The 13,221-nt window shown below is 73.1% G+C and carries 9 protein-coding genes and 1 pseudogene; 5 read left to right on the top strand and 5 right to left on the bottom strand.

What is annotated here, in order from left to right; genetic code table 11:
- The gene (locus GD632_RS10110) at positions 1-1,188 is read left to right on the top strand and encodes a DUF3459 domain-containing protein (protein ID WP_152191695.1); all 1,188 of its coding nucleotides are present in this window, start codon (positions 1-3) and stop codon (positions 1,186-1,188) included.
- Between the two features lie 18 nt (positions 1,189-1,206).
- Here the strand turns inward: GD632_RS10110 and GD632_RS10105 are convergent, their stop codons facing one another.
- The 3 genes from GD632_RS10105 to GD632_RS10095 form a co-directional block, all read right to left on the bottom strand.
- On the bottom strand, positions 1,207-2,106 hold the full coding sequence (locus GD632_RS10105) for a sugar ABC transporter permease (RefSeq protein ID WP_152191693.1): 900 nt from the start codon (positions 2,104-2,106) through the stop codon (positions 1,207-1,209).
- Between the two features lies 1 nt (position 2,107).
- Complete coding sequence (locus tag GD632_RS10100) at positions 2,108-3,721, bottom strand: ABC transporter permease subunit (RefSeq protein ID WP_152191690.1); 1,614 nt, start codon at positions 3,719-3,721, stop codon at positions 2,108-2,110.
- An 83-nt stretch (positions 3,722-3,804) separates the two neighbouring features.
- Positions 3,805-5,049, bottom strand: coding sequence for a sugar ABC transporter substrate-binding protein (locus GD632_RS10095; RefSeq protein WP_152191688.1), 1,245 nt, complete (start codon positions 5,047-5,049; stop codon positions 3,805-3,807).
- A 175-nt stretch (positions 5,050-5,224) separates the two neighbouring features.
- Between GD632_RS10095 and GD632_RS10090 the strand changes: the two are divergent.
- Positions 5,225-6,237, top strand: a pseudogene (locus tag GD632_RS10090) (LacI family DNA-binding transcriptional regulator).
- On the opposite strand, the gene GD632_RS16010 reads toward GD632_RS10090, so the two are convergent.
- On the bottom strand, positions 6,133-7,980 hold the full coding sequence (locus GD632_RS16010) for an asparaginase (RefSeq protein WP_193311433.1): 1,848 nt from the start codon (positions 7,978-7,980) through the stop codon (positions 6,133-6,135). The pseudogene GD632_RS10090 and the gene GD632_RS16010 sit on opposite strands and share 105 nt — an antisense overlap.
- A gap of 168 nt (positions 7,981-8,148) precedes the next feature.
- On the opposite strand from GD632_RS16010, the gene GD632_RS10080 reads away from it, so the two are divergent.
- From GD632_RS10080 to GD632_RS10070, 3 genes are all read left to right on the top strand, one after another.
- Positions 8,149-9,945, top strand: coding sequence for a glycoside hydrolase family 13 protein (locus tag GD632_RS10080; RefSeq protein ID WP_152191686.1), 1,797 nt, complete (start codon positions 8,149-8,151; stop codon positions 9,943-9,945).
- A 165-nt stretch (positions 9,946-10,110) separates the two neighbouring features.
- Positions 10,111-11,094, top strand: coding sequence for an ATP-binding cassette domain-containing protein (locus tag GD632_RS10075; RefSeq protein WP_152191684.1), 984 nt, complete (start codon positions 10,111-10,113; stop codon positions 11,092-11,094).
- Entirely contained in the window at positions 11,091-11,918 is an 828-nt protein-coding gene (locus tag GD632_RS10070) for an ABC transporter permease (protein ID WP_152191682.1), read from the top strand. The genes GD632_RS10075 and GD632_RS10070 overlap by 4 nt, the downstream gene beginning before the upstream one ends.
- A gap of 15 nt (positions 11,919-11,933) precedes the next feature.
- Here GD632_RS10070 and dusB read toward each other — a convergent pair whose 3' ends face one another.
- Positions 11,934-13,148: a tRNA dihydrouridine synthase DusB gene (dusB, locus tag GD632_RS10065; RefSeq protein WP_152191680.1), complete on the bottom strand. Its 1,215-nt coding sequence runs from the start codon at positions 13,146-13,148 to the stop codon at positions 11,934-11,936.
- Positions 13,149-13,221: the final 73 nt, after the last annotated feature.

The following is a 13,221-nucleotide window of genomic DNA, read 5'->3' as shown; positions in this document are numbered from 1 at the left end:
ATGACCGACCCCGCACCCAGCGCGCCAACGACGGCCGCGACTCCGGGGACGGTGACCACCCGCCTGGTCCACCGTGCCCCCGCCGGCTCGCCGGAGTGGTGGCGCTCCTCCGTCGTCTACGTCAACGAGCCGCCCCTCCTCAGCGGCACCACCACCCTCGCCGAGGTCGCCGCGCGCGGCGAGCAGCTCCGCGCGGTCTCGCGCCTCGGTGTCCAGGCCGTGCGCATCGGCTGCCCTCCGCTGCCGGGCGAGGCGCCCGCGGAGATCATCGACGCCGTCGTCGACCTCCTCGCCCGGGCCCGCCGCACGGGCCTGCGCGTGGTGCTCCGCATCGACCCCCTCGACCCGCGCGAGGAGGCCTGCGCCCGTTACTGGCTCGGCCGTGGCGCCGACGGCCTCGACCTCGGCCCGGTCACCGACTCCGAGCCGGTGTCCCACGCCCGCTACCGCGAGCTGCACGCCGTGCTCGCCGAGCACGCCCGCTACGAGGACCCGATCCTCTCCACCCGGCTCAGCCCCGCCACCCAGTCCCGGGTGGCGGAGATGCTCCACGAGGACTGGCTGCACCACCTCGTCGACGCCGACCTCCTCGACGTCGGCGACCCCCCACAGGTCATCGAGTCGGTGACCGAGAGCCTGCGGATCCGCGACGCCCTCGGCAGCGCCGGCGCCTGGCTCGTGCCCGACGTCCTCGAGGCCGGCTCTCCCGAGCTGGCGCTGGCGACGGCGCTGGTCGTGCTCGCCATGCCGGGCGCGGTCTACCTGCGCCAGGGCATCGAGCTCGGCATGCCGGTCAAGACCACCCAGCACCCCGAGCCCGAGCGCCTCGCCCTCGCCGTCCGGCTCAAGGAGGAGCAGCGCGGGCAGACCGGCTCGTGCTTCGAGACCGTCCGCGCCGCCCTGCGCCTGCGCGCCGACCACCGCCTCGGGGTGGCGCCCCTCGCCTGGGTCGACGAGCTCGACGGGCCCGTGCCGGACACCGTCCTCGCCTTCCTCAGCGGGGAGATGCTGGTCGTGGTGAACGTCGGTGACGACGCCGTGCCCCTGCCCGCCGAGCGCGAGGTGCTGCTGTCCTCCGGGCCGCTGTCCACCGGCACCGGCGGCCGCCTCCTGCTCCCGCCGCGCACCGCCGTGTGGCAGTGGCTCGAGCCGCAGCCGCGCGAACGCGACCCCCGCGCCCGCCGCTGACCCGGGAGCCGGCGGCGCTCAGCCCTTGACGGACCCGGCGGTGAGGCCGGAGACGATGAAGCGCTGGAGGAAGAGGAAGATGACCACGATCGGGATCGCGCCGATCGTCGCACCGGCCGCGAAGAGTCCCCAGTTCGCCGAGAGCTGGTCCGAGACCCACTGGTAGAGCCCCACGGCCAGCGTCCACTTCGACTCCGACTGGAGGATGAGCTTGGCGAGGAGGAAGTCGGAGAAGCTCGAGATGAAGGACAGCAGCGCGACGACGGCGAGGATCGGCGCGACGAGGCGCAGGATGATCGTCCAGTAGGTCTGTGCGTGGGTGGCGCCGTCGATCTTCGCCGCCTCGTCCAGCTCCCGCGGCACGGTGTTGAAGAAGCCGTACATGAGGAAGGTGTTCACCCCGAGCGCGCCGCCGAGGTACACCATGATGAGCGCGACCCGGGAGTTGAGGCCGAGCACCGGGGTGACGTCGCCGAGGACGAGCAGGAGCAGGAAGATCGCGACGAACGCGAGCAGCTGCGGGAACATCTGGACGATGAGGAGGGCGATGAGCCCACCCCGGCGCCCGCGGAAGCGGAACCGGGAGAAGGCGTACGCGGCCGCCGCGCCCATGAGGACGGTGCCGACCGCCGTCGTCGACGCGATGACGAGGGTGTTGGCGAGCCAGGTCCAGAAGTAGGTGTCGGCGAGCCTGCCGTAGTTCGCCGGGCTCACGTCGGCGAAGAGCGCGTTCGACCCGGTGAGGGTGCCGCGCTCGGCGAGCGAGGCCGAGACGATGTAGACGATGGGCCAGACGGCGTAGACGATCGCGGCGGCGGCGACGACGTAGCGCCAGCCGACCTCGCTCCACCAGCGGCGGCGGCTGGGACGGTGCTGCGGCGCGGCGGTGGCGCGCCCGGGGACGGTCGTGGTGGCCATGTCAGTTGATGTCCTCCAGCGCCTGGGTCTTGCGGAACGTGATCGCCGAGATCGTCGCGACGATGAGGAAGATGACGAGCGACAGGGCCGAGGCGAGGCCGTAGTTCGTCGTCGCGCGGCCGTCGAGCCCCGAGATGGAGTAGACCATCGTGATGAGGATGTCGGTCGCGCCGACAGGCACGGAGGTGTCCTGGAACCGCGGCCCGCCCTCGGTGAGCATCTCGATGCCGTTGAAGTTGTTGAAGTTGAAGGCGAAGGAGGAGATGAGGAGCGGGGCGACGGCGATGAACAGGAGCGGCAGGGTCAGCGAGCGGAAGATCCGCAGCCGGCCGGCGCCGTCGATGCGCGCCGCCTCGGTGACGTCGCTGGGGATGGACTGCAGCGCGCCGGTCGTGATGAGGAACATGTACGGGAAGCCCACCCACAGCTGGACCCCGAGGACGACGGCGCGGGCGAGCCACTCGCTCGTCAGCCACGGCACCTCCGCGCCGCCCAGGATCACCTGGTTGACGAAGCCGAAGTCCGTGTTGAGCATGCCGCGCCACAGCAGGTAGGACATGAGGGCGGGGAAGGCGTACGGCAGGATGAGCAGCGCGCGCATGACCTTGCGGCCGCGGACCCGCTCGTCGTTGAGGACGAGGGCGAAGAACAGACCGAGGAAGAAGGTCAGGCCCACGGTGAGGATCGCGAAGGCGAAGGTCCAGACGAGCACCTTGAGGAACGGCTCGGCGTACCGGGAGTCACCGAACGCCGTCGTGAAGTTGTCCAGGCCCACGGGCACGCGCCACCCGACGTTGAGGGTCGAGCCGTCCTCCGCCTCGAACCGGCCGGTGTCGTTCGGGCTGTAGACGACGCCCGTCTCGAGGTTCGTCATCGTGTCCGCCGCCTCGTCGTACTCGAGGACCGAGCGGTAGACGAAGCCGTTGCGGGCGTCCTGCGTGCGGATCGAGCCCTGCTCGGCGTCGTCGGACACCGGGACGCGCAGCGCGACGACGTCGTTCTGCCGGGCGATGACCTCCTGCCGGTCGACGAGCTCCCACCCCGGCACCTCGGTGAGGACCCCGTCGCTGACGACGGCGTCCTCGACGTCCTCGAGCGGCGCCTCCGCGGTGCCGGCCCGGACGACGCCGTCGTCGACGACGGCGAAGCCGAGCTCGCCGTCCCGCTCGACGACGGCGAGCGGGTAGGAGCTGGACCCCTCCACCCGCTGCTCGTTCTGGATGAGGAGGGCCTCGATCGCGTCGCCCTTGGTCGAGTTGTGGCCCTGGCCGTAGTTCGTGAACGCGACGTAGCCGGTGTAGACGACGGTGAAGACCTGGAAGACGAGGAGGAACGCCAGCCCGGGCAGGATGTACTTCATCGGCAGCGCGCGGCGGGAGAAGTACACGTAGTCGGCCGCGACGATGAGCGCCACCATGGCCGCGAGCACCCCCCACGACCCCGCCACCCACGCCTGGATGACGATGAAGACGCCGAGGGCGTTGACGAGCGCCATGATGGCGACCTTGACGAAGAAGCCGGGCGTGTACGTCCGCGAGTGCGGCGTGCGCCGGACGTGGAGCGTCTCGGGCTCCGCGTCCGCCGTCGTGAGCTGGGGGGCCTGGGGCTGGGACATCGCGTGCCTTCCGGGGCGAAGAGGCGAGGGGTGCAGGCGCGTGCGCGGCACGCCCGGCTGGCCGGGCGCGCCGCGCACGTCCGTCATCCGCCGATCGCGGCCTCGATGTCAGCGACCATCTTCTCCCAGCCGTCGACCGGGTCGAGCTGGCCGGAGATGATCTGCCCCTCGGTGACGCCCCAGAAGTTCCACACCTCACCCATCTCGGGGATGGAGGGCATGGGTACGGCGTCGGCGCCGACCTCGCGGAAGCCGGCCGCGACCGGGTCCTCGGAGACGGTGTCGGCGGCGGCGGTCAGCGCCGGGGTGCGGTCACCGGCCTCGTAGAGCGCGATCTGCGCCTCCTCGGTGGCCATGTAGTTGACGAGGAAGTCGGTGGCGAGCAGGGCGTTGTCGCTCTGCGCGCTCACGTAGAAGCCCTGGACCCCGGTGAAGGGCTGCGCCGGCTCCCCGCCGGCCGACGGGATGGGGTCGACGGCGACGTCCACGCCCTCGAAGGACGCGAGCATCCACGGGCCGCCGAGGAGGTAGGCCGCCTCGCCGTTCGCGAAGGCCTCGACGACGATGTCGTACTCCCACGAGGTGTTGAGCGTGCCGGCCTCGCCCTGCTCGGCGAGCCACTGCGCGAAGGCGTTGCCGTTCTCCCCACCCAGCGCGAGATCGGCGGTGTAGCTGCCGTCGGCGTTCGTCTCGAAGACCGGCGCCCCGAAGGACGTCTGGAACGGGTACATCGTGTACGGGTCGCCGACCTCGGTGATCTGGACGAGGAAGGGGTACTGCGCGCCGGACTCCTCACCCATGACGATCATCTCGTCGAAGGTCGCCGGGGTCTCGTCCACGAGCGCGGTGTTGCGGTAGATGGCGATGTTCTCGATCGCGTAGGGCAGTCCGTAGACCTGGCCCTCGTAGGTGAAGGCCGAGGTCGCGACGTCCTCGAACTCGTCGGCCTTGTCGCCGAGCTCGACGGGGGCGACGACACCGTTGGCGGTGAGCTCACCGAGCCAGTCGTGGGCGCCCACGGTGATGTCCGGGCCCTCACCCGTGGGGACCTGGGCGAGGAAGTCGGGGCGGATGTCGTCGAAGTTCTTCTGGACCAGCTCGACGGTGGTGCCGGTCTCGGCCTCGAACGCCTCGGCCGCGGCGGCGACGGCCGCCTCGCGGGTGTCGTCGACCCAGATGGTGAGCGAGCCGCCCTCGGCGGCGGTGGGCTCCTCGGACTCCTGTGTCGCCTCGGGGGTGGACTCCTCCGGCTCCTCCGACTCGCTGCCGCACGCGGCAAGTCCGAGCGTCAGGGCGACGGCTGCGGTGATCACGATGCTACGGCGCATCCGATATCTCTCCTCTGTCGGGGCCGAGGCGACGCCGGCGTCATAGCCGCGTCGCTGTGCCGTTTCGGCGCAGCGTAGGCCGGTCCGGCAACGGAGTGCAACACGTTGCAGTAACTTTCATGCAACGATTGCACCCGCACACCGGGACGGACAGGACAGCAGGGAGGAGTCTGCGATGCAGGGACGCACCAGACTGACGGACGTCGCCGACCAGGCAGGGGTCAGCACCGCGACGGTGTCCCGGGTCCTCAACGGCAAGCCGGAGGTCGCCGCCGACACCCGCAAGGCGGTCCTCGCGGCCCTCGACATGCTCGGCACGAGCGCCCGGAGCGGCTGCGGGCACGCTCGGCAGGACTCATCGGGCTCGTCGTGCCCGAGCTGACCAACCCGGTCTTCCCGGCCTTCGCCCAGTCCATCGAGTCGGTGCTCTCGACGCTCGGCTACACCCCGCTGCTGTGCACGCAGTCCCCCGGCGGGACGACCGAGGACCAGTACGTCGAGATGCTCCTCGACCACGGGGTCGACGGGATCGTCTTCGTCTCCGGCCTGCACGCCGACACCGAGGCCGACGTCGACCGCTACCTGCGGCTGCAGTCCAAGGGCGTGCCCTTCGTCCTCGTCAACGGCTACACCGGCGCGGTCGACGCCGCCGCCTTCTCCACCGACGACTCCGGCAGCATGGAGCTCGCCGTGCGCCACCTCGTCTCCCAGGGGCACACCTCGCTCGGCCTGGCCATCGGCCCGGACCGCTTCGTCCCGGCCCAGCGCAAGCGCGCGGGCTTCGAGCGCGCGGTCGGCGCGCTCCTTCCCGACGGCGCCGCGCACGTCGTGCCCACCCTCTTCACCTTCGAGGGGGGCCAGGCCGCCGCCGGCATCCTCCTCGACCAGGGCTGCACCGCGATCATCTGCGGCTCCGACCTCATGGCGCTCGGCGCCGTCCGCGCCGCCCGCAGCCGCGGGCTGTCGGTTCCCGAGGACGTGTCCGTCGTCGGCTTCGACGACTCCCCGCTCATGGCCTTCACCGACCCGCCGCTGACGACGCTGCGCCAGCCGGTCGACGCGATGAGCCACGCGGCGGTCACGTCACTCGTCGCCGAGATCAACGGCTCGCGAGCCCCCCGCAGTGAGCTCCTCTTCGTCGCCGAGCTCATCGTCCGGGGCTCCACGGCCGCCGCACCCCGGCGCTGAGGGCGCCGGCGCGCGGGTCTCGCGCACACGTCCGCGCGTGGGGGTCGTGGGAGACACCTGTCCCGGCGTGTCGCCGGGGTGTCGTCGACTTGTGCGCAGATCAGCGACAGCGGCCGACCGAGAGCGCGGGCAGCTGCCCTGCGCACGCCCGGGCGACCCGCGCGGCAGCGCGCGGCGGGGGGGGGCGGCCCCGCCCCCCCCCCCGGCGCGCCCGCCGCACGCCGCGGGGGGGGGGCCCCCCGCCCGGCGGCGGGGCAGCGCGTAGAGCGTGCCGCCGGCGAGGACCGCGAGCGCCGCCGCGGTGAGCGCGGCCTGGACCGGCGCGCCGAGGGCGGGCAGCCCACCGCCGCCACTGCCGCTGCCGCTCCCGCCGGCGGCGGCGTCGGTCCCCTCCTCGGGCGCCGGCGGCTCCTCACCGGCGGGCTCCTCACCGGCAGGCTCCTCGCCGGCGGGCTCCTCCCCGGCCGGGACCTCACCGGTCGGCTCGTCCCCGGGTGTCGCGGGCGGGGTCGTCGGCCCGGCCGTCGGTCCGGGCGTCGGCTCACCGGGCTCGGTCGGCTCGCCGCCCGGGGTCGGGCTCACGGTGCCGGCGAGGGCGGACTGGTCGAAGCTCGGCGTGCCGAGCGTGGCGAACCAGCCCCGCGCCTGCTCGATGTCCTCGGTGAAGGCGCGGCTGAGCAGGAGCAGCAGGCGGGCCTTCTGCGGCAGCAGGTCCCCGCCGGCGATGATCCCCTCCCCGCCGCCGTCGACGGTGCCGCTGCCGGTGCGGCTGGTGCTGACGAACCACACGCCGTCGGCGATCGCGTCGCGGCGTGCCTGACCGGGAGCGGAGGAGATGCCACCGGCGCCGGTGCCCGCGGTGACGATGCCGGTGACGCCGGCCTCGGCGAAGGCGGTGATCGCCTCGCCCCCGGCCTGCTGGTAGTTGTAGAACACCTCGGTGCGGGGCAGCGGCGCCGGGTCGAGCGAGTCGAGGTCGAAGGGCGTGAACCACTCCTCGTCGGCGCAGTCGAGCACCCGGGCCGGCGCCCGCTGGACGTGGACGGTGGCACCGTCGATCCAGCCGAGCGCACCCAGCTGGCGGGTGACGAAGGTGTCGGTGCGGGTGGTGTTGCCCTTGGTGACGTCGCGCGCGGCGTGGATCTCGTCGTTGAGCATGAGGACGGTCCCGAAGCAGAAGGTCTGCTGGCTCGCGCCGAGTCGCACCGCCTGGAGGAGGTTGGCCGGGCCGTCCGCGCCGATGACGCCGGCCTCTCCGGCCGTGTCCCCCGCCGCCCACGGCCGCATGGCACCGGTGAGGATCACCGGCTTGCGGTTCTGCACGGTGAGGTCGAGCCAGTAGGCGAACTCCTCCATCGTGTCGGTGCCGGTCGTGACGACGACGGCGTCGGACTCCTCCAGCGCCTCCTCGACCGTGGCGGTGAGCTCGCGGTACTGCTCGATCGTGTAGCCGCCGGACCCGGAGTTGCCGAACTGGACGACGTCGACGTCGGCGAAGGCCCCGATCTCCGGCTCGAGCTGGGCGACCATGTCGGCCATCGGGTAGGTCCCGGCGCGGTAGCTCGTGAAGGTGTCGCGGCCCTGCGCCTTGCCGGCGATCGTGCCGCCGGTGGCGACGACCGTGACGTGCGGCAGGTCCTCGGCCGGGGCGGCGCCCGCCGCGGGCGCGAGCAGGACGCCCGCCGTGAGCGCGACGGCGGTGAGGGCGGTGAGGGCACGCCCCCGTGGGTGAGTCGTGTTCATGTGGCTCCTCGCGTGTGCGGCCGGGCCGGGCGCCCGGTGGGCACACGGTCCCAACGCGGTGTTTCGCGACCGTTGCGCAGCGGCGTCGGTGGCGTTTCGGGGCCTCGGGTCGTTGGGCAGGGCTCCGGAGCGCGGGTAACGTACTGCGGACCCCCCACCCGCCGAGAGATGGACGCGCCTGTGACCGCCAGCCCTCACCCGCCTCAGACCCCGCTCACCGGACAGGTCGTGCACCGGCCGACGGCCGACGCGGAGTGGTGGCGCACCGCCGTCATCTACCAGGTCTACCCGCGCTCCTTCGGGGACGCCGACGGCGACGGGATCGGCGACCTCCCCGGCATCACCGAGCGCCTCGACCACCTCGCGCGGCTCGGTGTCGACGCCGTGTGGCTCTCCCCCTTCTACCGCTCCCCGCAGAAGGACGCCGGCTACGACGTCGCCGACTACCGCGACGTCGACCCGCTCTTCGGGACCCTCGCCGACGCGGACGCGCTCATCGCGCGCGCGCACGAGCTGGGCCTGCGGGTCGTCGTCGACCTCGTCCCCAACCACACCTCCGACCAGCACGTGTGGTTCCGCCAGGCGCTGGCCGACGGTCCCGGCTCGGCGGCCCGGGCGCGCTACATGTTCCGTGAGGGTGGCGGCGAGCGCGGCGAGGAGCCGCCGAACAACTGGCAGTCGGTCTTCGGCGGCTCCGCGTGGACGCGGGTGAGCGAGCGTCCCGACGCCCCGGGCAGCTCCTGGGAGCGCGACGGCCAGTGGTACCTCCACCTCTTCGACTCCAGCCAGCCCGACCTCAACTGGGACTCCCCCGAGGTCCACGACGAGTTCCGCAGCATCCTGCGCTTCTGGCTCGACCGCGGCGTCGACGGCTTCCGGGTGGACGTCGCCCACGGCCTGGTCAAGGCCCCGGGCCTGCCCGACTGGGCCGGGCACGTGCGCATGGTCGAGGGCACCGACGTCGAGGAGGGGCTCTCGGACGGTGACGTCATCGCCCCGGACGCGAGCGACGACGCCGTGACCGGCCGCAGCCCGATGTTCGACCAGGACGGCGTCCACGAGATCTACCGCGAGTGGCGGGCCGTCCTCGACGAGTACGACGGCGAGCGCATGCTCGTCGCCGAGGCCTGGGTGGAGCCGCTCGAGCGCCTGGCGCTGTACGTGCGCCCCGACGAGATGCACCAGGCCTTCAACTTCGACTTCCTCGTCACCCGGTGGGACGCCGCGGCGCTGCGCGCGTCGATCGCCGGGTCCTACGCCGCCAACGACGCCGTCGGGGCGCCGACCTCGTGGGTGCTGTCCAACCACGACGTCGTGCGGCACGCCTCGCGCCTCGGCCTGGCCGAGACCGGCAAGGGCCCCAACGGCATCGGCGCCGAGGACACCCAGCCGGACGCCGAGCTCGGCCTGCGCCGCGCCCGCGCTGCCTCCCTCCTCATGCTCGGCCTCGCCGGCAGCGCCTACGTCTACCAGGGCGAGGAGCTCGGGCTGCCCGAGCACACCACCCTGGACGACTCGCTGCGCCAGGACCCGGCGTGGTGGCGCACCGGCCACGCCGAGAAGGGCCGCGACGGCTGCCGCGTGCCGCTGCCGTGGCGCTCGGACGCCCCGGGCCTGGGCTTCTCCCCCACCGGCCGCACCTGGCTGCCCCAGCCCGAGTCGTGGTCGGAGCTCGCCCCGGACGTCCAGGAGCAGCAGGAGGACTCCACCTTGCGCCTCTACCGCCGGGCCCTGGCCCTGCGCGCCGAGCACCGCCTCGGCGCGGGCGCGATGGAGCTCCTGCCGGCCGGCGAGGACGTCGTCGCGGTCCGCAACACCGCCCGTGCCGCCGTCGTCGTCATCGCCAACCTCGGGGCCGAGCCGGTCGCGCTCCCCGCTGGCCACGAGGTGCTCGTCGCGAGCGGTCCGCTGGACGGCGACACCCTGCCGACCGACACGGCCGTCTGGCTGCGCGAACGCGCCTGACACCCACCGCGCGGAGCCGGACCCCCCGACGGGGTCCGGCTCTTCGTGTCCCCGGCATGCCCGAAAAGCCCTGTCCGGGTGTCGGTGGCCGGGCGTACCCTCCCCTCGGGCGATGACTTCCGGGTCCGGCAGCGGTCAGACCGACCACAACGCGAAGGAGCCACCATGGGAAACGGACCAGCCATCGAGGCCGAGGGCCTCGTCAAACGCTTCGGGGACACGACCGCCGTCGACGGCGTCGACCTCACCGTCGAACGCGGGACCGTCTACGGCCTGCTCGGGCCCAACGGTGCGGGCAAGACGACGATCGTGCGCATGCTCGCCACGCTGCTCGTGCCGGACGCCGGCACGGCGCGCGTCCTGGGCCACGACATCCGCAGCCAGGCGGACGCCGTGCGCACCGACGTCGGCCTCACCGGCCAGTACGCCTCCGTCGACGAGGACCTCACCGGCACCGAGAACCTCGTGCTGCTCGCCCGCCTGTACGGCTTCTCCGCCGCCCGGGCCAAGCAGCGGGCGGCGGACCTGCTCGCCGCCTTCGACCTCGCCGACGCCGCGGGCAAGCAGGTCAAGACCTACTCCGGCGGCATGCACCGCCGCATCGACCTCGCCGCGAGTCTCGTCATGAGCCCGCGGGTGCTCTACCTCGACGAGCCGACCACCGGGCTGGACCCGCGCAGCCGCAACCAGGTGTGGGACATCGTCCGGCTCCTCGTCGCCCACGGCACCACGGTGCTCCTCACCACGCAGTACCTGGACGAGGCGGACCAGCTCGCCGACCGGATCGCCGTCATCGACCACGGCCGGCTCATCGCCGAGGGCACCGCACCTCAGCTCAAGGCGTCCGTCGGCACCGGCACGGTGACGCTGCGGGTCGCCGACCGCGCCGAGCGGCCCCGCGCCGTGGCCGTCCTCGACGACGTGCTCGGCACCCCCGTCACCGAGCTGCCCGACGGCCTGGGCCTCAGCGCCCGGGTGCCCGACGACGCCCCCGACTCCCCCGCCCGGGCGCTCGCCGCCCTCCATGCGGCCGGCGTCACCGTCCCGGAGTTCGCGCTCGGCCAGCCCAGCCTGGACGAGGTGTTCCTCGCCCTCACCGGCAGCCCGGCCGAGGAGCCGGCCGAGCAGAAGGCGGAGGCCACGCCATGAGGTCCCTCGACATCGGCGCGAACACCGCGCTCCGCGAGGCCGTGGAGGTCCTCGACAGGCCGGGGCGCGCCTCGGCGGTGAGCTCGACCTTCACCTTCGCCCACCGGGCGCTGCTCAAGATCAAGCACGTGCCCGAGCAGCTCTTCGACGTGACGCTCACCCCGGTCATCTTCACGCTCATGTTCACCTACCTCTTCGGCGGCGCGATCGCCGGGGACACCCGGACCTACCTGCAGTTCCTGCTGCCGGGGATCATGGTCCAGACGGTGCTCATCGTCAGCGTCTACACCGGCTTCACGCTGAACACCGACATCACCAAGGGCGTCTTCGACCGTTTCCGCTCGCTGCCGATCTGGCGGCCCGCGCCGATCGTCGGGGCACTCCTCGGGGACACGGTGCGGTACACGATCGCCTCCTGCGTCACGCTCGTCCTCGGGCTGCTTCTCGGCTTCCGACCGCAGGGCGGGGCCACCGGGGTGGTCCTCGCGCTGCTGCTGCTGCTCGTCTTCGCCTTCTCGCTCAGCTGGATCTTCACGATCCTCGGCCTGGTCATGCGCAGCCCCAACGCCGTCATGGGCGTGTCGATGCTCGTGCTCATGCCGCTGACCTTCGCGTCGAACATCTTCGTCGACCCCCGGACCATGCCCTCGGCGCTGCAGACCGTCGTCGAGGTCAACCCGGTGAGCCACCTCGTCACCGCGGTGCGCGGCCTCATGAGCGGCGGGGCGACGTTCTCCGACGTCGGCTGGGTCCTCGTCGCCTCGGCCGTGCTCACCGCGGTCTTCGCGCCGATCACCATGCGCATCTACCGCACCCGCGGCTGAGGCCGGGCCCGGCGGTCAGCCGCCGGAGACGGAGAGCTCGGCCTCGGTGAGGAGCCGCCGCAGGCGCTCGTCGATCTCCGGGCTGTCCAGCCAGGCCTCGGGCAGGTGGGGGACCTTCGGGGACCCGGCGCGGCCGCGCGGGCCCTCGGCGCCCTCGCCCGGGTAGGCCTGGGTGAGGTCGAGGGCGGCGAGACGCTCGTCGAGCTCGGTCAGGGTGCTCACCAGGCCGAGCTCGCGGCGCGCGTCCCCGCCGACGACGTAGCCCTTGAGGTACCAGGCCATGTGCTTGCGCAGCTCCCGCAGCGCCTTGGTCTCGGACTCGAAGTGCTCGACCATGAGCTCGGCGTGCCTGCGGATGACGGCGGCGACCTCCGCGAGCCCCGGCTGCACCCGCAGCGGGGACCCGGCGAAGCCGGCGACGAGGTCGGTGAACAGCCACGGCCGCCCCTGGCAGCCACGCCCGACGACCACGCCGTCGCAGCCGGTCTGCTCGACCATCTCGACGGCGTCCTCGGCGGACCAGATGTCGCCGTTGCCGAGCACCGGGACACTGCGGACGGTCTCCTTGAGCCGGGCGATCGTCTCCCACCGTGCCTCCCCGGAGTAGTGCTGGGCGGCGGTGCGGGCGTGGAGGGCGACGGCGGAGACACCGGCCTGCTCGGCGATGCGCCCGGCGTCGAGGTAGGTGAGGTGGTCGTCGTCGATGCCCATGCGCATCTTGATGGTCACCGGGACCTCGCGGTCGCGGTGGCGTGAGCCCTCGCGGGCGGCCGCGACGGCGCCGGTGACGATGGCCCGGAAGAGGTCGCGCTTCCACGGCAGCGCGGCGCCGCCGCCCTTGCGGGTGACCTTGGGGACGGGGCAGCCGAAGTTGAGGTCGACGTGGTCGGCCCGGTCCTCCTCGACGAGGATGCGCACCGCCGCGGAGACGGTCGCGGGGTCGACGCCGTAGAGCTGGACGGAGCGGACCGGCTCGAGCGGGTCGGCGCTCACCATGCGCATCGTCTCCGGCGTGCGCTCGACGAGCGCCCGCGAGGTGACCATCTCGGTGACGTACAGCCCCGCCGGGGCGTGCTCGCCGGGGCGGGCAGCGGCGCGCGCCTCGTCGTCGAGCGCGGCCAGGCCGGCCTCGCGGCACAGGCGGCGGAAGGGCGGGTTGGTGACGCCGGCCATCGGGGCCAGCACCACCGGGCTGCCCACCGACACCGGGCCGATCTGGAGGGAGGTCATCAGGGCATTCTCCCAGGCGCGGGCGGGGCCGTCACCGTGGCTGCCGTCACGCCATCCGGCCCGGGCGGGACAG

The sequence above is a fragment of the Georgenia satyanarayanai genome, assembly GCF_009193135.1.
GTDB classification, from domain to species: Bacteria; Actinomycetota; Actinomycetes; order Actinomycetales; family Actinomycetaceae; genus Oceanitalea; species Oceanitalea satyanarayanai.
The sequence above is the reverse complement of the archived record's forward strand: the minus strand, read 5'-3'. Positions and strand labels throughout refer to the sequence as shown.